19 protein-coding genes are annotated in these 20762 nt (G+C 69.2%); 4 read left to right on the plus strand and 15 right to left on the minus strand.

All coding sequences use genetic code 11. The features are described from left to right. Positions 1 to 17 precede the first annotated feature (17 nt). From purH to sucC, 6 genes are all read right to left on the minus strand, one after another. Entirely contained in the window at positions 18 to 1670 is a 1653-nt protein-coding gene (purH, locus tag NGH83_RS12945) for a bifunctional phosphoribosylaminoimidazolecarboxamide formyltransferase/IMP cyclohydrolase (RefSeq protein ID WP_251856666.1), read from the minus strand. Continuing rightward, positions 1667 to 2257 carry a phosphoribosylglycinamide formyltransferase gene (gene purN / locus NGH83_RS12950; RefSeq protein ID WP_251856667.1) on the minus strand — a complete coding sequence of 197 codons (591 nt, stop codon included), beginning with the start codon at positions 2255 to 2257 and terminating at the stop codon, positions 1667 to 1669. The genes purH and purN overlap by 4 nt, the downstream gene beginning before the upstream one ends. 9 nt (positions 2258 to 2266) lie before the next feature. Continuing rightward, a complete protein-coding gene (locus tag NGH83_RS12955; protein WP_251856668.1) occupies positions 2267 to 3526 on the minus strand; it encodes a DUF6350 family protein in 1260 nt (419 codons plus the stop codon). A gap of 116 nt (positions 3527 to 3642) precedes the next feature. Next, positions 3643 to 4173: a hypothetical protein gene (locus NGH83_RS12960; RefSeq protein WP_251856669.1), complete on the minus strand. Its 531-nt coding sequence runs from the start codon at positions 4171 to 4173 to the stop codon at positions 3643 to 3645. Continuing rightward, complete coding sequence (gene sucD / locus NGH83_RS12965; RefSeq protein ID WP_251856670.1) at positions 4170 to 5057, minus strand: succinate--CoA ligase subunit alpha; 888 nt, start codon at positions 5055 to 5057, stop codon at positions 4170 to 4172. The genes NGH83_RS12960 and sucD overlap by 4 nt, the downstream gene beginning before the upstream one ends. A 41-nt stretch (positions 5058 to 5098) precedes the next feature. Then, complete coding sequence (gene sucC, locus NGH83_RS12970; RefSeq protein ID WP_251856671.1) at positions 5099 to 6262, minus strand: ADP-forming succinate--CoA ligase subunit beta; 1164 nt, start codon at positions 6260 to 6262, stop codon at positions 5099 to 5101. Between the two features lie 265 nt (positions 6263 to 6527). Between sucC and NGH83_RS12975 the strand changes: the two genes are divergently transcribed. After that, the gene (locus tag NGH83_RS12975) at positions 6528 to 6875 is read left to right on the plus strand and encodes an Lsr2 family protein (protein WP_251856672.1); all 348 of its coding nucleotides are present in this window, start codon (positions 6528 to 6530) and stop codon (positions 6873 to 6875) included. 22 nt (positions 6876 to 6897) lie between these two features. Here the strand turns inward: NGH83_RS12975 and NGH83_RS12980 are convergent, their stop codons facing one another. After that, positions 6898 to 7326, minus strand: coding sequence for a GNAT family acetyltransferase (locus tag NGH83_RS12980; RefSeq protein ID WP_251856673.1), 429 nt, complete (start codon positions 7324 to 7326; stop codon positions 6898 to 6900). Further along, entirely contained in the window at positions 7326 to 9656 is a 2331-nt protein-coding gene (locus NGH83_RS12985) for an ATP-dependent helicase (protein WP_251856674.1), read from the minus strand. Before NGH83_RS12985 ends, NGH83_RS12980 begins: the two co-directional genes overlap by 1 nt. A 66-nt stretch (positions 9657 to 9722) precedes the next feature. Between NGH83_RS12985 and NGH83_RS12990 the strand changes: the two genes are divergently transcribed. The 3 genes from NGH83_RS12990 (at position 9723) to phoA (ending at position 13247) form a co-directional block, all read left to right on the plus strand. Beyond that, complete coding sequence (locus tag NGH83_RS12990; protein ID WP_251856675.1) at positions 9723 to 10238, plus strand: hypothetical protein; 516 nt, start codon at positions 9723 to 9725, stop codon at positions 10236 to 10238. An 84-nt stretch (positions 10239 to 10322) separates the two neighbouring features. Further along, positions 10323 to 11120, plus strand: coding sequence for a Bax inhibitor-1/YccA family protein (locus NGH83_RS12995; RefSeq protein ID WP_251856676.1), 798 nt, complete (start codon positions 10323 to 10325; stop codon positions 11118 to 11120). A 243-nt stretch (positions 11121 to 11363) separates the two neighbouring features. After that, positions 11364 to 13247 (plus strand): alkaline phosphatase, encoded by a 1884-nt coding sequence (phoA, locus tag NGH83_RS13000; protein WP_251856677.1) that lies wholly within the window; start codon positions 11364 to 11366, stop codon positions 13245 to 13247. 134 nt (positions 13248 to 13381) lie between these two features. Here the strand turns inward: phoA and NGH83_RS13005 are convergent, their stop codons facing one another. From NGH83_RS13005 to NGH83_RS13035, 7 genes are all read right to left on the minus strand, one after another. Further along, the gene (locus tag NGH83_RS13005) at positions 13382 to 13690 is read right to left on the minus strand and encodes a DUF1905 domain-containing protein (protein WP_251856678.1); all 309 of its coding nucleotides are present in this window, start codon (positions 13688 to 13690) and stop codon (positions 13382 to 13384) included. A 10-nt stretch (positions 13691 to 13700) separates the two neighbouring features. Beyond that, positions 13701 to 15323 carry a glutamine-hydrolyzing GMP synthase gene (gene guaA, locus NGH83_RS13010; RefSeq protein WP_371872801.1) on the minus strand — a complete coding sequence of 541 codons (1623 nt, stop codon included), beginning with the start codon at positions 15321 to 15323 and terminating at the stop codon, positions 13701 to 13703. A 13-nt stretch (positions 15324 to 15336) separates the two neighbouring features. Continuing rightward, the gene (locus NGH83_RS13015; RefSeq protein WP_251856680.1) at positions 15337 to 15804 is read right to left on the minus strand and encodes a DUF3817 domain-containing protein; all 468 of its coding nucleotides are present in this window, start codon (positions 15802 to 15804) and stop codon (positions 15337 to 15339) included. Between the two features lie 10 nt (positions 15805 to 15814). Continuing rightward, positions 15815 to 16696 carry an SURF1 family protein gene (locus tag NGH83_RS13020; protein WP_251856681.1) on the minus strand — a complete coding sequence of 294 codons (882 nt, stop codon included), beginning with the start codon at positions 16694 to 16696 and terminating at the stop codon, positions 15815 to 15817. A 4-nt stretch (positions 16697 to 16700) separates the two neighbouring features. Continuing rightward, entirely contained in the window at positions 16701 to 18431 is a 1731-nt protein-coding gene (locus tag NGH83_RS13025) for a glycerol-3-phosphate dehydrogenase/oxidase (RefSeq protein WP_251856682.1), read from the minus strand. A 36-nt stretch (positions 18432 to 18467) separates the two neighbouring features. Beyond that, the gene (locus NGH83_RS13030) at positions 18468 to 19586 is read right to left on the minus strand and encodes a GuaB3 family IMP dehydrogenase-related protein (RefSeq protein ID WP_251858538.1); all 1119 of its coding nucleotides are present in this window, start codon (positions 19584 to 19586) and stop codon (positions 18468 to 18470) included. A 97-nt stretch (positions 19587 to 19683) separates the two neighbouring features. Next, positions 19684 to 20619, minus strand: a complete 936-nt coding sequence (locus NGH83_RS13035) for a hypothetical protein (protein ID WP_251856683.1) — start codon at positions 20617 to 20619, stop codon at positions 19684 to 19686. Between the last annotated feature and the right edge of the window lie 143 nt (positions 20620 to 20762).

The raw sequence follows: 20762 nt of genomic DNA on the forward strand, positions 1-20762 counted from the left end.
CGGCTCGGCGGAACGGCTCAGTGGTAGAAGTGGCGCTCGCCGGTGAAGTACATGGCGACGCCGGCCTTCTTGGCCGCCTCGACGACCTCGTCGTCGCGCACCGACCCGCCCGGCTGGACGACAGCCTTCACCCCGGCCTGCAGCAGCACCTCGAGGCCGTCGGCGAAGGGGAAGAACGCGTCGGATGCGGCGACGGCGCCCGCAGCCCTGTCGCCCGCGCGGTCGACGGCGAGGTGGCACGAGTCCACCCGGTTGACCTGACCCATCCCGACGCCGACGGACGCGCCGCCGGAGGCGAGCAGGATGGCGTTCGACTTCACCGCGCGGCACGCGCGCCAGGCGAATTCGAGGTCGGCGCGCATCGCGGCGTCGACCTCGTCGCCCGAGACGAGCGACCACTGCGCGGACGAGGTCGCGGCCGACCCGGGGGTTCCGTCGAACCGATCGGCGGTCTGCAGGAGCGCTCCCCCGCTGATCGGACGCAGTTCGGTCGCCGGGCGCGAGTAGCCGTCGGGCAGGTGCAGCAGGCGGATGTTCTTCTTCGCGGTGAGCACGGCGAGCGCGTCGTCGTCGAAGGCCGGAGCGACCAGCACCTCGGTGAAGACGTCGGCGACCTGCTCGGCCATCGCGAGGGTGACGGGACGGTTCGCGGCGATCACTCCCCCGAACGCCGACACCGGGTCGCACTCATGCGCCTTGTGGTGCGCGGAGGCGATCGGGTCGACGGCCTTGGGCGAGGCGATCGCGATACCGCAGGGGTTCGCGTGCTTGATGATCGCGACCGCCGGGGAGTCGAAGTCGTACGCCGCGCGCACGGCGGCGTCGGCGTCGACGTAGTTGTTGTAGCTCATCTCCTTGCCGTGCAGCTGCTCGGCCTGAGCGATGCCGGTCGACCCGGCACTCGTGTACAGCGCGGCGCGCTGGTGGGAGTTCTCGCCGTAGCGCAGCGGGTGGGCGAGGGAGACGTCGAAGTGCAGCTCGGGGCTCCACTCGTCGCCGGTCGTCGACGCCGCGGTCGCAGCCGCGTCGGCGTCCGCGCCGACGACAGCGGAGGCGAACCAGGCGGCCACGCCCGTGTCGTAGGCGGCGGTGTGCGCGAATGCGGTCGCGGCGAGCTCCCGACGGAGTGCGAGGGTGCTCGAACCCGAGCGCACCGCGTCGATGACCCGGGGGTAGTCGCCGGGCGACACGACGACGGTGACGTTGGCGTGGTTCTTCGCCGAGGCGCGCACGAGCGCGGGCCCGCCGATGTCGATCTGCTCGATGATCTCGGCCGCGGGCGCCCCCGAGGCGACGGTGTCGGCGAACGGATACAGGTTCACGACGGCGAGGTCGAACGAGGCGATGCCGAGGTCGCGCAGCTGCTGCTCGTGGTGTTCGAGGCGCAGGTCGGCGAGCAGCCCCGCGTGCACGCCGGGGTGCAGGGTCTTCACCCGTCCGTCGAGGGACTCCGGGAAGCCGGTGACGGATGCTACCTCGGTGACGGGGTGTCCGGCGCTCGCGATGAGGGCCGCGGTCGATCCGGTGGAGACGATCTCGACGCCGGCGGCGACCAGCGCGTCGACGAGCTCCTCGAGCCCGGTCTTGTCGCTCACCGAGATGAGGGCGCGACGGAAGGGGACGGCGTCGCGCTCACGGTAGAGGGAGGGGTCGATGCGGGGACCGCTCATGAGTTGAACTCCTCGAGTCTGATGGTTCCGGTCGCGATGTCGCGGACCGTGTCGGCGAGCAGTCGGCGTTCGACGAGCTTGATGCGATCGTGCAGCTCGTCCTCGTCGATGCCGGGCGGGATCGGGATGCGCTCGCGAGCGAGGACCGGACCGCTGTCGACGCCGGTGTCGACGACGATGACGCTCGCGCCCGTCTGGTCGGCCCCCGCGGCGATCGCGTCGCGGACCGCGTGCGCGCCGGGGAACTCGGGCAGATACGCCGGGTGGGTGTTGATGATGCGCGGCGCGTACGCCTCGACCACCCGGGCGGGGAGGAGGCGCATGAGACCGCTCAGCACCACGAGGTCGGGCTGCCACTCGTGCAGGTGCTCGAGCAGAGCGTCGCCCCACTGCTCCCGTGTCTCGTACGAGGTGAACGGCACGGTGAAGGTCGGAACCCGGAAGTCCTGAGCGTGGAAGAGCCCGAGTGCGTCGCGGTCGGCGCCGACGGCGACGATGCGTGCCGGGTAGTCCGGATGCTCCGCCTCGTCGAGCAGAGCACGCAGGTTCGATCCCCCGCCGGAGATGAGCACGACGACGGAGAGCACGCGACCAGCCTACCGGCGGGCGTCCACCCCATCGATCTCGGATCCGACGTCCGCGCCCGCTCGCCGACTGCGTCCCGCGAGGAGCCCCAGCACGATCGCGATCGTCAGCAGGACGCCGCCGGCGAGCGCGACTGCGACCGGCGATGCGCCGACGTCCTGCAGTCGTCCGGGCCCGGCGGACCCCGACGCCATCCACGTCAGCAGGCCGAGGACGAGGCCCGCGAAGACGCCGGCACCCACGCCGATGCCGACGAGACGACCGACACCCGGGCGGCCTCCGAACTCGTCATCGACTCGACCGCGCGAGATCGCCGCGGCGACGAAGCCCACGACCACCGGCACCGCCAGACCGACGAACGCGAACGGCATGTCCCCCGTCGGCAGCGCGCCGAGCACCGGCAGTGACGGGACGGGGCCGAGCGAGGTCTCGAGCGGCGACACCGACGACCCGGTGCCGATCGAGAAGCCGGGTCCGGTGAGCCACGCCACCGCCCAGATCACGAGGTTCGGCAGCACGGCGAGCTGCGCCAGGGTCAACGCGAGGCCGCCCAGCACTCCCGCCTGCAACGACTCGTAGATGGTGATCACCGTCGTGTATCCGGTGACGATGAGCACCGCGACGAGGATTGCGGCGACGGCGACGAGTCCCGCGGTGGCCATGCCGCCGAGGCGGAGGGCGCAGGCGATGGAGGTGGCCGTGTCGGGCGGGATCCGGTCGACCGCGGCCTCCCATGCTCGGGAGACAGGGCCCCTCCGGGAGGAGACGGGGCGTCGAGCGCCCGGTCCGGGCAGCACGGCGCCGAGCAGGACGCCGAGGCAGAAGGCGAGGGTCGGCAGCAGCACGCCCTGCCACCGGGAGGGCTGCGCCTCGGGAGCACCCGCGGTGAGCACGAGTCCCGCGGCGAGGGCGACGAAGGTGACGATCGACGCGCCGAGTGCGACGACGGGGTGGTCGGTCTCGAGCAGCCGTCGTCCGGCCCGGACGCCGAGCAGGACGGTGAGAAGCGCGAACCCGAGTGCCGCGGCGGTGACGACGAACGGCTCGGCGGCCGACGTCGCGCCGGGGAAGGTCAGCGCGAAACGCACATCGACGCCGTGACCGAGGAGCCAGACGTCGACTGCGGCGCGGTAGAACACGGCCCAGTCGATCTGGAGGTCGTACTGGAACGCCCAGAGCGCCGTCAACGGCGCCAACGCGAGCCCCACCCCGATGCCCACGACGAGCACCGCTTCGAGAGCAGCGAAGAGCGCGGTGAGGGGGCGGTTCATGGCCTCGGAAGCCTAACCGTCGGCTTCGGCCCGCTCAGGAGGGCGCGCCCGGATGCGGCGCTCGCCCAGGTCGGTTGGGGCGCCGACGACGGACCGAGCGCCAGTGGCCGAGAGCGCTAGTGGACGAGGTAGTCGAGCAGCACGATCATGAGACCGAGCAGCACCGCTCCGATGGTGCCGAGCACGGCGCTCCACCATGGGGCGCGACGCACGATGAACGCGACGGCGCTCGTCACGGCGAGCACGGCGAGGCCGGTGAGGATGGACCAGTCGGTGGCGTCGTCGACATCGAGCACGCCCGCGACCGACAGCGCGAGCGGGATGCCGGGGAGGACGACCGCTCCGAGCAGTCCGAGGTGATGCCGCGCGGCCGTGCGGATGGGGTGCCGGACCTCTCGATGGAGCGCGTAGCCCGCGAGGGTCGCCGCGTAGACGTGCGCGATCCAGAAGACGACCATCGTGACGACGCCCCACGTCAGCGCGTCGGCGGCCGAGGTGTCCTCCTCGTCGGAGGTGGCCATGACGAGCGCCATGAAGACGATGGTGCCGTAGACCAGCTCGGCGCTGAGAAGACGTTCGAGGCCGAGCCGACGCGAGGATCCCGGGCGCACGACGCCCGTCTCGCCCGGCCCGGCCTCGGTGCTCACGCGGAGGCGAAGACCTCGCGCATGAGCGCGGCGGTCTCACTCGGGGTCTTGCCGACCTTGACGCCGGCGGCCTCGAGGGCCTCCTTCTTCGCCTGGGCGGTACCCGACGAGCCGGACACGATGGCGCCCGCGTGACCCATGGTCTTGCCCTCGGGGGCGGTGAAGCCCGCGACGTAGGCGACGACCGGCTTGGTGACGTTCGCCTTGATGAACTCGGCCGCGCGCTCTTCGGCGTCGCCGCCGATCTCGCCGATCATCACGATCGCCGTCGTCTCGGGGTCGGCCTCGAACGCGGCGAGCGCGTCGATGTGGGTGGTGCCGATGATCGGGTCGCCGCCGATGCCGACCGCGGTCGAGATGCCGATGTCGCGCAGCTCGAACATCATCTGGTACGTCAGGGTGCCCGACTTCGACACGAGCCCGATCGGGCCGGGGCCGGTGATCGTGGCGGGGATGATGCCGGCGTTGGACTTGCCGGGGCTGATCACGCCGGGGCAGTTCGGCCCGATGATGCGGGTACGGCCGCCCTTGGTCTTGGCGTGCGACCAGAACTCGGCCGAGTCCTTCACCGGGATGCCCTCGGTGATGACGACGGCGAGCGGGATCTCGGCGTCGACGGCCTCGACGACCGCGGCCTTCGCGAACGCCGGCGGGACGAAGATGACCGAGACGTTCGCGCCGGTGCGGGCGATCGCCTCGTTGACGGAGCCGAAGATCGGCAGCGTCACGCCCTCGATCTCGACCTCGGTGCCCGCCTTGCGCGGGTTCACGCCGCCGACGATCTGTGCGCCCGACTTGAGCATGCGCCCGGCGTGCTTGGTGCCCTCGGAGCCGGTCAGGCCCTGGACGATGATCTTGGAGTTCTCATCGAGAAGGATCGACATGTCGTTTTCTTTTCCTTAGTTCTCTTCGCTTCTCGGGACGCTCAGGCCGCGGCCAGCTCGGCGGCCTTGTCGGCGGCGTCATCCATGGTGTCGACGACGGTGACGAGCGGGTGCGCCGCGTCGGCGAGGATCTGACGCCCCTCCTCGACGTTGTTGCCGTCGAGACGCACGACGAGCGGCTTGGTCGCGGAGTCGCCCAGCTTGCCGAGGGCACCGACGATGCCGTTCGCGACGGCGTCGCACGCGGTGATGCCGCCGAAGACGTTGACGAAGACGCTCTTCACCTGCGGGTCGCCGAGGATCACGTCGAGACCCGCGGCCATCACCTCGGCGGAGGCGCCGCCGCCGATGTCGAGGAAGTTGGCGGGCTTCACGCCGCCGTGCTTCTCACCGGCGTAGGAGACGACGTCGAGGGTCGACATGACGAGCCCTGCCCCGTTTCCGATGATGCCGACCTCGCCGTCGAGCTTCACGTAGTTGAGGTCGCTCTCCTTGGCCTTCGCCTCGAGCGGGTCGATGTCGCCGGCCTCGGCGAGCGCGGCGTGGTTCTCGTGACGGAACTCGGCGTTCTCGTCGAGGGTGATCTTGCCGTCGAGCGCGATGATCTCGCCCGATTCGGTGAGCACGAGCGGGTTGACCTCGACGAGCGTGGCGTCCTCGTCGCGATAGACCCACCAGAGACGCTCGATGACCGGCGAAACGCGGTCGAGGAGGTCCTCGGGGAAGCCGGCGGCGGTCGCGATCTCGCGGGCCTTCTCGGCGTCGATACCGGCCACCGGGTCGATCTCGATGCGGGCGAGGGCTTCGGGCTTCTCCACGGCGAGCTGCTCGATCTCCATGCCGCCCTCGACGCTCGCGAGCGAGAGGTAGGAGCGGTTGGCGCGGTCGAGCAGCACCGAGAAGTAGAACTCCTGGGCGATGCGGGCGCCGGCGGCGACCATCACGCGGCGCACGATGTGGCCCTTGATGTCGAGGCCGAGGATCGCTTCGGCGGCCTGCGCGGCATCGGTCGGGTTGTGGGCGACCTTCACGCCGCCGGCCTTGCCGCGGCCACCGGTCTTGACCTGCGCCTTGACGACGACCGTCCCGCCGAGCTTCTCAGCGGCCGCGCGGACCTCGTCGGGGTTGTCGGCGACGATGCCGGGGAGTACGGGAACCCCGTAACTCTCGAACATGTCACGGGCCTGGTACTCGTAAAGATCCACGATCCTCTTCCGGGTTCTTGCTGGCTCGGCGTCGAGTGATCTTCGGCCGAGAAACGGGCAATCGCATCCTACTCCGCGCGGCTCCGGGCCCGTTGCCAGCCCGATGGGCGGCCCGCACACCGTCCTGCGACGCCTTCGTCCGAAAATGCGAAATCATGAATTGTCAATGGGTGATGACACTAATTCGCTTTTCCTACCGCCGCCGCACTACTGTTTTGCGAAGCGCATTTCTCTTGCGCGGCGAATACAGGAAGGCTCAACAGTCATGGCTCAGAAAGTGACAGTTCAGGTCATCGACGATCTCGACGGTGCCGTCATCACCGACGGAACGGGCGGAACCATCGGTTTCACGATCGAGGGCAAGTCCTACGAGATCGACCTGTCCGGCGAGAACACCGAAAAGCTCTATGCGGCTCTCGAGCCGTACATCGAGAAAGCACGTTCCGTGCATTCCGCTCCGCGTCCCCGTGTGCGCTCCAGCTCATCGTCGTCGAACAGCCGCGACAAGCTGCAGGACATCCGCGAATGGGCGAAGGCGCACGGACACGACGTCGCCACCCGCGGCCGCATCTCCAAGGAGATCCAAGAGGCGTACGCCCGCGCGAACGGCTGACCAGGTCAGTCGTCCGGCCGGCTCAGTCGTCGACGAGTCGGCGTCCGAGCGACGCCGACGCGTCGGCCGTGTAGCCGAGACGCGACCAGAATTCGGCCGCGGCGACATTTCCGTCGCGGACGAGGATGTTGATCTTCGGGCAGCCGAGCGCGAGTAATTTCGCCTCCGCGTCGAAGACCAAGGCGCGACCTATTCCGCGACCGCTCGCGTCGGGCTTCACCGCCACGTAATAGAGCCAGCCGCGGTGGCCGTCGTATCCCGCCATCGCGGTGCCGACGAGCCGGTCGCCCTCGACCGCCACGAGGAAGAGCTCGGGTTGCACCGACGCCTTGCGTGCGATGTCCTTTCGCGGATCGTTCCACGGGCGCACCAGGCCGCACTCGGTCCACAGCGCGACGACCTCGTCGGTCTCGGCCGCCCGGAACGGCCTGATCTCGACGGTCGACGCCATCAGACCTTCTCGATGGGCGCGACCTTGATCAGCAGACGCTTGCGTCCCGCCGTGTCGAACTGCACCTCTGCGATGCGCTTCGCCCCTTCGCCGGTGACGGCGAGCACGTTGCCGTCGCCGAAGTCGACGTGCCGGATGCGGTCGCCGGCCGCCAGCTCCAGCGACGAGTTGTCGCGCATCTGACCGGTGACCCGGTTGGCCCACTCGGTCTTCGGCTTGTCGCGCTGCGTTCCCCGCGACGCCGGCACGCTGTACGAGCCGCCGTACCCGTCGCGTCTCGCGTTGAGCGCGCGCGGCTGGGTGCCGCCACGGCTCGTCGCCATGCCGGGCGACTGCTTCCAATCGATCAGCTCGGCGGGGATCTCCTGGAGGTACCGACTCGGCAGCGCCACCGACACGTCGCCGTATTGTGCACGCGTCATGGCCAGCGAGATGAACAAGCGCTTGCGGGCGCGGGTGATGCCGACGTAGAAGAGTCGCCGCTCCTCGGCGGGACCGCCCGGCTCCCCCGCGGACATGCGGTGCGGCAGCAGGTCCTCTTCAACGCCGGTCAGGAAGACGGCGTCGAACTCGAGGCCCTTCGCGGTATGCAGCGTCATCAGCGAGACGGAGCCGGAGTTGTCGTCGAGCTCGTCGGCGGCGGCGACGAGGGAGACCTCGGTCAGGAAGTCGAGCAGGGTGCCCTCGGGGTTGCTCCGCTGGAACTCCTTCGTCACGGCGATGAGCTCTTCGATGTTCTCGGCGCGCGCCTCGTCCTGCGGGTCGCGCGAGGCCCGGAGAGCGTCGATGTAGCCGCTCTTCGTGAGCAGCAGCCCCAGCACCTCGGGCACCCCCGATCCGTCGGCGCGGGTCTCGGAGAGCACGGTCGCCTCGTCGAGGAGGTCGGACAGCTCGGCGATCGATCCCCGCACCTTCGGGCCGAGACCCAGCTCGGTCGCGTACCGCAGCGCCTCGCGGAAGGTCATTCCGTTGTTCTCGGCGAAGGTCGCGATGGAGGTCTCGGTGGCGGGGCCGATGCCGCGCTTCGGGGTGTTGAGGATGCGGCGCACGGCGAGGGTGTCGGCGGGGTTCGCGACCGAGACGAGGTACGCCATGGCGTCCTTGATCTCGGCGCGCTCGTAGAACTTCGTGCCGCCGACGACGCGGTAGGGGATGGCGGAGCGGATGAAGATTTCTTCGAGCGCACGGGTCTGCGAATTGGTGCGGTAGAAGACGGCCATGTCCTGGTAGGCGGTTCCGCCTTCGCGCAGACGCTGGATCTCGTCGGCCACGAATTGCGCCTCGTCGTGCCCCGTGTATCCGGTGTAGCCGACGATCTTCTCGCCGTCGCCGACGGCGGTCCACAGATTCTTGGCCTTGCGATCGAAATTGTTCGAGATGACCGCGTTGGCCGCACTGAGGATGTTCTGGGTCGACCGGTAGTTCTGCTCGAGCAGCACCACTCGGGCCCCCGGGAAATCGCGTTCGAATTCGACGATGTTGCGGATGTCGGCGCCGCGGAAGGCGTAGATCGACTGGTCGGAGTCGCCGACGACCGTCAGCGACGCGCCCTCGGTCGAGGCGAACAGACCGGCGTCGACGTCCTGCGGCGGTTTCGTGAGTTCGCGGATCAGGGAGTACTGGGCGTGGTTGGTGTCCTGGTACTCGTCGACGAGGATGTGCCGGAACCGCTTCTGGTATTCGGCCGCCACGTGGGGGAAGGCGCGGAACAGGAACACCGTCTGCGCGATCAGGTCGTCGAAGTCGAAGGCGTTCGCCGCCGAGAGCTCCCGCGCGTAGTCGCGGAAGATCTGCACGAACATGACCTCGTTGGGGTCGTTGAAGTTCGCCTGCCGCGAGTAGCTGTCGGCGTCGGCGAGCTCGTTCTTGAGCTTCGAGATCTTCGCCGCGGTCGACGGAACGGTGAAGCCGAGGACATCGGCTTCGCGCTGCTTGATGATGCGCTTCAGCAGGGCCCGCGAGTCGCCCGAGTCGTAGATGGTGAAGTTCTTGCTGTAGCCGAACTGCTCGGCTTCGCGGCGGAGGATGCGCACGCACGCGGAGTGGAAGGTCGAGATCCACATGCCGTCGGCGGCCCGGCCGACGAGGTGCTTCACGCGCTCGCGCATCTCGGCGGCGGCCTTGTTGGTGAAGGTGATGGCGAGGATCTGGCTCGGATACGCCTCACGACTCTCGAGCAGTCCGGCGACCCGACGGGTGAGCACACTCGTCTTGCCGGACCCGGCACCCGCGACGATCAGCAACGCCTGGCCCCGGTAGAGCACGGCCTCGCGCTGCTGCGGATTGAGTCCGTCGAGGAGGGGGGAATCGGTCTCGACAGTGTTGCTCATGAGGGGTACGAGTCTAAGACGAACCTCGGACATCGGCCCCGTGCGCGGGCCGGATACGGTGATCGGGTGACACCTCCCCCGCCGCCGGTCTGGCGCGAGCCGACGCTCCGCCTCCCGCTGCGCTGGGGCGGCTACCGGTCACGACTCGTCGCGGGCGGGATCCTGCTCGCGGTCGGTGCGCTGCTCATCGTGCAGACCACGGCCTACACGACGACGCTCGGATGGCTCGGCGCGGTCGTCCACTTCTCGGGTTGGGTGATCCTCCCCGCCCGCGGCGGTCGGCGGAGCATCGCCGCACCCGCGAGCCTGCTGTCGTTCGTGCTGATGCTCATCGGCCCGCCACTGGTGTGGCTGACCGCGATCCCTCTCGCCCTCTGGTTGCTCGTCCGCGAGCGGCCCGGCATCACCTACGTCCTCGTGCCGCTGCCTGCCCTCTGCACCGCCGTCGCCCTCGTCCTGTTCGGCGCCTTCGTGCCCAAACTCGGGTTGTTCATCGGCGTCTTCGCGGTCGCCGTGCTCTGCGCGTGGGCGGCGCGGTCTATCGCTCTGAGAGAACGCAGCAGCTCGGAGCCGGTGTCATAGCCAAATACAAGCTGGATATCGCTAAATTGGAACCGTTGTCATTCTCGCTCGGCGGGAGAGTCCCGCGAGAGAATAAGAGGAGTCATGGCCCTGTCCAACCCGGCATTCGCCAACAGCCCCGCCTTCAACGGCCGCGGCGTCGACGGAGCGGTGAACGCGTCGGCGCAGGAGCTCGACGAGCTCTATGCGCGCCCGTCGGCCACCCCCGACCAGACCGACCGCATGAGCTACGAGGACACGATCGTCAAGACGGTCGGCCTCTTCGCCGTCCTGCTCGTCACCGCCGCCGTCGGCTGGTTCATCCCCGCCCTGATGATCCTCGGCCTCATCGGCGGACTCGTCCTCGGCCTGGTGAACAGCTTCAAGAAGCAGCCGTCGGCCGGCCTGATCTTCGCTTACGCGGCCTTCGAGGGTCTCTTCGTCGGAGGCATCTCGGCGATGTTCGATCTCATCTGGCCGGGCGTCGTCGTCCAGGCCGTGATCGCGACCCTCGTCACCGTGGGCGTCGTGCTCGCTCTGTTCGCGAGCGGCAAGGTCCGCGCCTCGGCGAAGGCGACGAAGATCTTCCTCGTCGCGATCGTCGCCTATGGCGCCTTCTCGCTGATCAACCTCGGCATGATGCTCTTCAACGCGCCCATCGCGGGCGGCCCCTTCGGCATCCTCTCGAACGAAGTGTTCGGCATCCCGTTGGGCGTCATCATCGGTGCTCTCGCGGTGCTGCTCGCCTCCTACTCGCTGGTCCTCGACTTCGATTTCGTGAAGCGCGGCGTCGAGTCGGGCGCCCCTCGCAAGTTCGGCTGGCAGGCGGGCTTCGGCATCATGGTCACCGTCGTGTGGCTGTATGTCGAGTTCCTGCGCATCTTCGCCCTCACGCGCGAGTGAGCGCGGAGTGAGAGAAGGGGCGGCCCTCGGGCCGCCCCTTCTTTTCGCGTCCTGACCCCTTTTCCGCGTCATACCGCGCGTTCGGCGCGACCGCGGCGGCGAACCGAGCCGCGACACGCGCAGTGGAGTCCCGTCGTTCACCGACCGTATCGGTCTCATTCACACCATTGCGCGGCACGAGGGCGTTGGCTGGGGATCACCCACTCACTGGGTGGGGCCCCCCAAACCGAAGGACTTCCTTTCATGAAGCACTCCATCAAGCTCGCTGCTGCGGGCGCGGGTGTGGCGATCCTGTTCTCAGGAATCACCGCGCCGGCCGCCTTCGCCGCCCCCGACGAGGTCGGCGGGTCGACCCGTCACGACGAGTCGCAGGCCGAGCAGCTACTCCTCGACTCCATCCAGACCGGCCCGGCCAAGAACGTCATCCTCCTGATCGGCGACGGCATGGGCGACTCCGAGATCACCATCGCCCGCAACTACCAGTACGGCGCGGGCGGCGAGCTGCCCGGCATCGACGCGCTGCCGCTGACCGGCCAGTACACGACGTACTCCCTCTACCGCGACGGCACCCCGAATGCCGGCAAGGCCGACTACGTGCCCGACTCCGCGGCAACGGGCACGGGCTGGGCGACCGGCACGAAGACGTTCGACAACGCAGTGGGTGTCGACATCCGCAACGCCGCACGCGACAACATCGTCGAGATCGCCAAGGCCAACGGGATGCGCACCGGCAACGTGACGACCTCGGAGATCCAGGACGCCACCCCCGCGGTGATGGGTGCACACGTCGCGGCCCGCTCCTGCTACGGACCCGACAGCACCTCCTGCGGCAGCGACGCGCTCGAGGCCGGCGGTCTGGGCTCGATCAGCGAGCAGCTGCTCGACACCCGCGCCGACCTGACGATGGGTGGCGGCGCCGCGTCGTTCGCCCAGCTTGCCAAGGCCGGTCCGTGGCAGGGCGACTCGTTGCTCGACCAGGCGGCCGACCGGGGCTTCCAGGTCGTGGACGACGCGGCCGGGCTCGCCGCCGTGACGACCGCCAGCCAGGATCAGCCGGTGCTCGGCCTGTTCGCCGATGGCAACTTCCCGACCCGTTTCGCGTCGACCACCGCGACCGTGGGCGGCGCGGACACGCCGACCACATGCTCGCCCAACCCTGACGCGCTCAGCTCGGACCTCAACCTCGCGAACCTCACGACCAAGGCCATCGATCTTCTCGACGACCCGGCATCCGAGAACGGCTTCTTCCTTCAGGTCGAAGGCGCGAGCATCGACAAGCGCGACCACGGCGCCGACGCGTGCGGCCAGATCGGTGAGACCCTCGACCTGGACGAGGCGGTTCAGGCCGCCCTCGACTTCGCGCAGGCCGACGGCGAGACCCTCGTCATCGTGACCGCCGACCACTCGCACACGAGCCAGATCGTCGACTCGACGCCTCCCGGACTGTCGACCGCGCTGACCACCGTCGGCGACGGCACCGTCATGAAGATCTCGTACGGCACCGCGGCACCCGGCGGATCGCAGCAGCACACCGGATCCCAGCTGCGCATCGCCGGATACGGGCCGGGCGCGGCGAACATCGTCGGGCTCACCGACCAGACGGACAACTTCTTCACGATCACCGGGGCCCTCGAGCTCAACCGCGACGTCGCCGCCCTGAGCGCCGCCGCGTCCGGCACGCTCGTCGGGAACAGCGGTGACAGTTCACCGACCGTGCTCGCCCCGGGCGAGGCGTTCGAGATCGACGCCGCAGGATTCGCCGGAGACCGTCAGCTGAGCCCGACGACCAGCACCGGAGGAACCGTCGCCCCGGCGAAGGCGGACCTGATCTACGGGACGACGACGCTGACCGGCACCGCGCCGACGACGCCCGGCGACTACACCGTCACTCTCACCCCCAACCGCACAGGCAAGGTCATCACGGTCGCCTACTCCGTGACGGCCGACGGCGCTCCCGTCTCGGGCGGCACCATCCCGACCGGCAACGGCTCGCCCACCGGTAGCGGTTCGCCGGCGTCGGACATCGCCAGCACCGGGCTTGCGGCGCTGCCCTACCTCGCCATCGCGCTCGTGCTGATGGCTGCGGGAGCCGCGGCGGTCATCGTGCGCCGCCGCCAGCACGCCTAAGCGGTCACAGAACGGAAGGGGCGGTTCGCCAGAACCGCCCCTTCTCCTTCCCAGTCCGAGATCGGATATTGCGGGCAGGAACGCACGTTGCGGCGGGACCACATGCCCGGAACGCACGTTCTCGCCCGAACGGCTCAGTTCGCCAGGTCGATGCGCAGATTGACGACATCGCCGAGTTCGAGACCCTCGGCCGTGCGGATGGCCTTCTTCACAGGCAACACATAGCAGGCGCGACCCGAGTCGGGGAAGACTGAGGTCGACCACGTGTGCGCGCCGAGACCGACAACGACCTTCACCGACCCGAAACCGCCCTTGACCACCGCCGCCGCGTCGATCTCATCGGAGACCTGCTGAGGCAACGCGGCGAACACCCATGCCGTGTGGGTCGCATCCCATGGAACGAGTTCCGCACGGCAATCCCAGGACCGCGGGGGTGAGGTCATCGGGAGCGGATCACTCCCACTCGATGGTTCCCGGCGGCTTCGACGTCACGTCGAGCACGACGCGGTTGACGCCCGACACCTCGTTCGTGATGCGGTTCGAGACCTTCGCCAACACGTCGTAGGGCAGACGGGTCCAATCGGCGGTCATGGCGTCCTCGCTCGACACCGGACGCAGCACGATCGGGTGGCCGTAGGTGCGACCGTCGCCCTGCACGCCCACACTGCGCACATCGGCGAGCAGCACGACGGGGCACTGCCAGATCTCGGTGTCGAGCCCCGCCGCGGTGAGCTCCTCACGGGCGATGGCGTCGGCGTCGCGCAGCAGGTCGAGACGCTCGCGCGTCACCTCGCCGACGATGCGGATGCCGAGACCGGGGCCTGGGAACGGCTGGCGGGCGACGATGACCTCGGGCAGACCGAGCTCGCGTCCGATCGCGCGGACCTCGTCCTTGAACAGGGTGCGCAGCGGCTCGACGAGCTCGAACATGAGGTCGTCGGGGAGCCCGCCCACGTTGTGGTGGCTCTTGATGTTCGCCGTGCCGGTGCCGCCGCCCGACTCGACCACGTCCGGGTAGAGGGTGCCCTGCACGAGGAACTTGATGCTCTCGCCCTCGGACTTCGCCTCGAGCACGAGCGCTTCGGCCGCGTTCTCGAACGTGCGGATGAACTCGCGTCCGATGATCTTGCGCTTCTGCTCCGGGTCGGAGACTCCGGCGAGCGCATCGAGGAACTGGTCGGCGGCGTCGACGGTGACGAGCCGGACACCGGTCGCGGCGACGTAGTCCTCTTCGACCTGACGCGCCTCGTCCTTGCGGAGCAGGCCGTGGTCGACGAAGACGCAGGTGAGCTGGTCGCCGACGGCGCGCTGCACGAGCGCGGCCGCGACGGCGGAGTCGACTCCGCCCGAAAGTCCGCAGATGACCTTCGCATCGCCGATCTGGGCGCGGATGCGCTCGACCTGCTCGGCGATGACGTTGCCCGGGTTCCAGTCGTCGGGGATGCCTGCGGCGCGGTGCAGGAAGTTCTCGAGCACCTGCTGTCCGAAGGACGAGTGCTTCACCTCGGGGTGCCACTGCACGCCGTAGAGCTTGCGCTCGTCGCTCGCGAACGCCGCGACGGGGGTCGATCCGCTGCTCGCGAGCACGTCGAAACCGGCGGGGGCCTTCGCGACCGAATCGCCGTGGCTCATCCACACGGTCTGCTCGGCCGGCTGCCCGTCGAGGAGCACTCCGCCGGCGCCGCTCACCGTGAGGTCGGTGGAGCCGTACTCGCGCTTGCCGGTGTGGGCGACCTCGCCGCCGAGCTGCTGCGCCATGACCTGGAAGCCGTAGCAGATGCCGAGCACCGGTACTCCGAGTTCGAGGATGCCGGGGTCGAGGTTCGGCGATCCCTCTTCGTAGACGGAGGAGGGGCCGCCGCTCAGCACGATGCCGACCGGGTTCTTCGCCGCGATCTCGGCGGCGGTGACGCTGTGCGGCACGATCTCGGAGTACACGTTCGCCTCGCGGACACGGCGCGCGATGAGCTGCGCGTACTGGGCGCCGAAGTCGACGACGAGCACCGGGCGGGCATCGGTGCCGGAGGCCGCACTCTCGGTGGGGGCGAGATCCGCCGCCGAGTCGTTCGTCGAGATGCCGTCGCTGGGATTACTGATGGGATGCCTCCGAAGCCGTGGGGACAGAAGATGCCGACGCCGGGCCGGCCTCGCGCGCGGCGAGGTAGCCCTTCACCTCGCGGTGCACGCGACGCTCGACGAAGAACGACAGCAGCGGCACGACGCCGCCGAGCGCGATGACGATGAAGCGGGTGATCGGCCAGCGCATGAAGGTGATCAGCACGAAGTCGCTCACGAGGTACGCCAGGTACAGGTAGCCGTGGGTGATCTGGATGATGAGGCTCGCATTGACCGCGTTCGCCGTGTCGATCGACCCCGCGGGCACGAAGGACAGGAACGCTCCTCCCCCGCCCTGCAGCTCGAGCCCGTAGATGTACTTGAGGACGATCTCGACGACGAGGACGAGGAGGAAGACACCGGTCGCATAGGCGAGGACCCGGTAGACGGCGAGCGTTCCGCGGATCTTCGGGAAGTCGGCGCTCCGCGGCTCTCTCGGCATGGCAGCAATTCTAGGCCCGGTCGAACGCCTCGTCGGTCGGGGCGTCGCTGCGCGCATCCTGCCCTGAAGCGGCCGACTCGGGCCCTGCCCGCTCGCTCTCCCGTTCTGTCTCGCGCTCGGCGATGTCGCGCATGTGGCGGTACCAGATGTACAGCGCGATGACGGCGAAGACGATCCATTCGATCGTGTAGAAGAGGTTGAGGAAGTTCAGCTGCACCTGACGCTCGGGGGCGGGCGAGTAGATCGGCGTCAGCCCGTCGGGCGCCTCAAGCAGGGTGAGATAGCCGGCGTACACCGGTCCGGCGTCCGTCCATTCGTTGACGAGCGCGGGCACCGCCATCTGCGTCACCGGGTCGGACGGCTCCGCCTCCTCATCGACACTCGGCTGCTCGCTCTGCTGGTAGCGGCCGTCGAGGGAGGTCGGAAGGGTCGAGGGGTCGGCGGCGAAGCGTGCCAACTCGTCGACTGCCACGTCCTCGTCGTCGGTCCAACCGAGTCCGACCGCGAGCGAGTTGCCGTTCTCGACGAGGAAGTGTCCGATGACCCACCAGCCCGACGCGCCGTCGTTGAGCCGCCCTTCGAGCAGGGCGAAGTCATCGGCGACCCACTCGCCGTCGGCGGCGATCAGCTGACCCACCGCATCCGACGGGGTCTGCACCTGCGGTTCGAGGATGCTCTCGATCGCGATCGGATGCTCCGACTCGCTCTCGACGACGGCGCCGTTCTCGAACGCGCGGGCCAGCTGCCACTGGCCGAGCAACGAGAAGCCGACCGCGAGCACGATGGCGAGCAGCAGCAGGAGCAGGGAGGAGGGCCTCCGCATCACCCCGAGGAGGGTGCGTCGGAAGCCCTCGTCGCGCAGCCGGGGCCGCGGCAGGTCCTGCTCGCTCAACGGCTCACGCCGTCGCGACGATGTCGGGCGCCTCGAGACGCACCCGGTCGGCCGACTCGTCGTCCGGCTGCAGCTGGCTCTCGCGCTCGGCCTGCACGCGCTTCAGGTACGTGTTGACCTCGCGCTCGGTCTGCGCCTCGTCCCAGCCGAGCACTTCGGCCATGAGGGCCGCGGCGACCGGGGCGGCGGAGACACCGCGGTCCCACGCCTCGATGGAGATTCGGGTGCGGCGCGCGAGGACGTCTTCGAGGTGCAGGGCGCCCTCGTGCGTCGCCGCGTAGACGACCTCGGCCTTGATGTAGTCGTCAGCGTCGGGCAGCGGCTCCGCGAGCTCGGGACGCGCCTTGATGAGGTCGAGGATCTCGTCGGTGAGCACGCCGTACCGATTCAGCAGGTGCTCGATGCGCACGGTGTGCACTCCGAAGGCGCGGGCGATCTTGCGGCGCTTGTTCCACGCCGCCTGGTAGCCCTCGGCGCCGAGCAGCGCGATGTCCTGCGTCGTCGACTCGGGGATCTTGCCGTCGAGCGCCGACACGGCCGCGTCGATGGCGTCCTTCGCCATCACGCGGTACGTCGTCCACTTGCCGCCCGCGATCACCACGAGTCCCGGCACCGAGTGGGCGACGAGGTGCTCGCGCGACAGCTTCGACGTCTGCTCCGACTCACCGGCGAGCAGGGGGCGGAGGCCCGCGTAGACGCCCTCGACGTCCTCACGGGTGAGGGGCACGGCGAGGATCTTGTTGACGTGCTCGAGCACGTAGTCGATGTCCGCGGCGGTGGCGGCGGGGTGCGCCTTGTCGAGGTGCCAGTCGGTGTCGGTCGTGCCGATGATCCAGTGACGGCCCCAAGGGATGACGAAGAGGACGCTCTTCTCGGTGCGCAGGATCACGCCGGTCGTCGACTGGAAGCGGTCGCGCGGGACGACGAGGTGGATGCCCTTCGAGGCGCGGACCTTGAACTGGCCGCGCTCGCCGACCATCGCCTGCGTCTCGTCGGTCCAGACGCCGGTCGCGTTGACGACCTGCTTGGCGCGGACGTCGAACTTCTCGCCGGTCTCGAGGTCGTGGGCGTGCACGCCGACGACGCGCTCCCCGACCTTGATGAAGCCCTCGACGCGGACGCGACTCGCCACGTGCGCACCGTACGAGGAGGCGGTGCGGGCGAGCATCGCGACGTAGCGGGCGTCGTCGACCTGGGCGTCGTAGTAGGTGAGCCCGCCGACGAAGGCGTCGCCCGCGAGGCTCGGCATGGCGCGCAGCATCTGGCGCTTGCTGAGGTGTCGGTGGTGCGGAACGCCGGGCGGGCGTCCGCCGGACCAGCTGAAGATGTCATAGAGCAGCATGCCGGCGCCGATGTACGCGCGCTCCCACACCCGGTGGTTGAGCGGGTAGAGGAAGCGCACCGGCTTGACGAGGTGCGGTGCGAGGCGCTGGAGCAGCAGGCCTCGCTCGATCAGCGCCTCGCGGACGAGGCGGAAGTCGAGCTGCTCGAGGTAGCGGATGCCGCCGTGCACGAGCTTCGACGAGCGGCTCGAGGTGCCCGACGCCCAGTCGCGGGCTTCGAGGAGTCCGGTGCTGAGGCCGCGGGTGGCCGCGTCGAGGGCGGCTCCGCTGCCGACGATGCCGCCGCCAACGACGAGGACGTCGAGCTCGCGCTCCTTGAGCCGGGCGATCGCGGCTGCTCGCTCCTCAGGTCCGAGCTTCGACGAGAGCGATACTGAGTTTCCCTGTGCCATCTCTTCCTCCTGCGATCCGAACGCTGGTGAACCGGGTCAGTCCACGCGGTACGGCGCGACGACGACCTCGACGCGCTGGAACTCCTTGATGTCCGAGTACCCGGTCGTCGCCATCGATCTCTTCAACGCGCCGATCAGGTTCGCTGTTCCGTCGGCGACGGGCGCCGGGCCGAACAGGACCTGCTCGAGCGGCGCGACCTGGTCGACGCGGACTCGGTTGCCGCGGGGCAGCTCCGTGTGGTGCGCTTCGGCACCCCAATGCCATCCGCCACCGGGAGCCTCCGTGGAGCGGGCGAGTGCGGTGCCGAGCATGACGGCGTCGGCGCCGACCGCGACGGCCTTGATGATGTCGCCCGCGGTGCCGAGGCCGCCGTCGGCGATCACGTGCACGTAGCGTCCGCCCGACTCGTCGAGGTAGTCGCGGCGAGCGCCCGCGACGTCGGCGACGGCGGTCGCCATGGGGGCGTGGATGCCGAGCGCGGTGCGGGTGGTCGATGCCGCTCCCCCGCCGAAGCCGACGAGCACGCCGGCCGCGCCGGTGCGCATGAGGTGCAGCGCCGCGGTGTAGGTGGCGGCGCCGCCGACGACGACGGGCACGTCGAGTTCGTAGATGAACTTCTTGAGGTTCAGCGGTTCGACGGTCTTCGAGACGTGCTCGGCCGACACGGTCGTGCCGCGGATGACGAAGAGGTCGACCCCGGCGTTGACGACGGTCTGGTAGTGCTCCTGGGTGCGCTGCGGGCTGAGCGCTCCGGCGACGGGTACACCCGACGCTCGGATCTCGGCCAGGCGACTCGTGATGAGCTCGGGCTGGATGGGGGCCGCGTAGATCTCCTGCATCCGCCGGGTCGCGTCGGCGGGCTCGAGCGACCGGACCTCGGCGAGCTTCGCCTCTGCGTCCTCGTACCGGGTCCAGAGGCCCTCGAGGTCGAGGACGCCGAGACCGCCGAGCTTGCCGATGGCGATCGCCGTCGCCGGCGAGACCACCGAGTCCATCGGGGCGGCGAGCACCGGGATGCCGAAGGTGAAGGCGTCGATCGACCAGCTGGTCGACACGTCCTCGGGGTCACGGGTGCGCCTCGACGGGACGACCGCGATGTCGTCGAACGCGTAGGCGCGACGGGCGCGCTTGGCGCGACCGATCTCGAAGTCCATACTCACGCCACAACCCTACCCACCCGCCCTGACCGAGGTCGGGCGTTCCGGGCGAACGCGCACGTTCCGGCGGGCCACAGACGCCGGAACGTGCGCGTCAACGCTGCGTAGGGAGACCGGCCGACGAGAGAAGGCGACCTAGTTCACGCATGTCTTCGGCCAGCGACCAGTTCCAGCGGATCATGCCTGCACCGGTTGCACGCATCCGGTCTTCGCGCACCTTCTCGACCAGAACCACTTCAGCAGCGGTCCTGCCTTGGAGGTAGTCGTCGCGCACGTACTTCGCCCGTCCGTCGAACTCGCCGATCAGGTTGTGATCACGCCAGTAGAAGTCGACGATCCCGATCCGCCCGCGGTCGTCGCTGATCGGAACCTGAAGTTCCGGGATCGGGAAGCCGAGGAGAAACATCCTCGCGCGGCTCAACGACTCCCCGGGGGAACCACTGCGGGCGTCGGCGAAGCCGAGCGCCGCCATGGCCGCCTTCGCCCTCGTCGGCGGATTCATCCGCTCCAGCTCCATCTGAAGAAGGCTGCGCTCGAAACCGTTTGCGAGCCCCCAGTCGACGGATGCGACCGCCGATTCGAACGAGGTCGTCAGTGCGAGGTCGATCAGCGTCCGCTCGACGCTGGTCACCAGAACGCCGTCGACCCGGTCGATCTCGTAGGGTTCGAGGCCGAGCGAGTGGCTTCGAATCCCGGATTGGGCTCGCCGCCTCGTTCCTCGCTCGATCGTCACGTGGACGTCGACTGGCAGCGACCCGAGGACCGGGATCCCGTGGAGCGCCGCCGCGGAGAAGTGACTGAAGATCGGCTCGATTCGCGCGTTCGCCGCCACCGCATGGACACGGGCGCGATGTCGGCCCTCGCCGTCGAGCTCGTTCCACTCGTGCGCCGGCATGTACGAGCCGCGGCGCACCTGGATGAGTTCGCCTGCGTCTCGCTGCCTGCGCAGGTCTCGATCATCCCCACCGAAGCGCTCGAGGTCGCGGACCAGTATGAGGTTGTGCCGGACGTTTGTCGGAAGGTCGCTCATCCCGAGAGCATGCGCCCGATCCGTCACCGCCCGTTCCGTGGATCGGCGAATGGTGCAGAAGGGCAGTTCGCCGCTCGCTGTGGAGGAGACGGCACCGATCGAGCGGATCCTCGGGCGCGCGCGCGTTACGGCGCCCGTGGCCC

It is taken from the genome of Herbiconiux sp. L3-i23 (assembly GCF_023734115.1).
Lineage (GTDB): Bacteria > Actinomycetota > Actinomycetes > Actinomycetales > Microbacteriaceae > Naasia.

Excerpts from the sequence above, each read along its gene's own strand:
- purH (WP_251856666.1), bottom strand. The coding sequence starts at position 1,670 with ATGAGCGGTCCCCGCATCGACCCCTCCCTCTACCGTGAGCGCGACGCC.
- NGH83_RS12955 (WP_251856668.1), bottom strand. The coding sequence starts at position 3,526 with ATGAACCGCCCCCTCACCGCGCTCTTCGCTGCTCTCGAAGCGGTGCTC.
- sucD (WP_251856670.1), bottom strand. The coding sequence starts at position 5,057 with ATGTCGATCCTTCTCGATGAGAACTCCAAGATCATCGTCCAGGGCCTG.
- NGH83_RS12975 (WP_251856672.1), top strand. The coding sequence starts at position 6,528 with ATGGCTCAGAAAGTGACAGTTCAGGTCATCGACGATCTCGACGGTGCC.
- NGH83_RS12980 (WP_251856673.1), bottom strand. The coding sequence starts at position 7,326 with ATGGCGTCGACCGTCGAGATCAGGCCGTTCCGGGCGGCCGAGACCGAC.
- NGH83_RS12985 (WP_251856674.1), bottom strand. The coding sequence starts at position 9,656 with ATGAGCAACACTGTCGAGACCGATTCCCCCCTCCTCGACGGACTCAAT.
- NGH83_RS12995 (WP_251856676.1), top strand. The coding sequence starts at position 10,323 with ATGGCCCTGTCCAACCCGGCATTCGCCAACAGCCCCGCCTTCAACGGC.
- phoA (WP_251856677.1), top strand. The coding sequence starts at position 11,364 with ATGAAGCACTCCATCAAGCTCGCTGCTGCGGGCGCGGGTGTGGCGATC.
- NGH83_RS13005 (WP_251856678.1), bottom strand. The coding sequence starts at position 13,690 with ATGACCTCACCCCCGCGGTCCTGGGATTGCCGTGCGGAACTCGTTCCA.
- NGH83_RS13015 (WP_251856680.1), bottom strand. The coding sequence starts at position 15,804 with ATGCCGAGAGAGCCGCGGAGCGCCGACTTCCCGAAGATCCGCGGAACG.
- NGH83_RS13025 (WP_251856682.1), bottom strand. The coding sequence starts at position 18,431 with ATGGCACAGGGAAACTCAGTATCGCTCTCGTCGAAGCTCGGACCTGAG.
- NGH83_RS13030 (WP_251858538.1), bottom strand. The coding sequence starts at position 19,586 with ATGGACTTCGAGATCGGTCGCGCCAAGCGCGCCCGTCGCGCCTACGCG.
- NGH83_RS13035 (WP_251856683.1), bottom strand. The coding sequence starts at position 20,619 with ATGAGCGACCTTCCGACAAACGTCCGGCACAACCTCATACTGGTCCGC.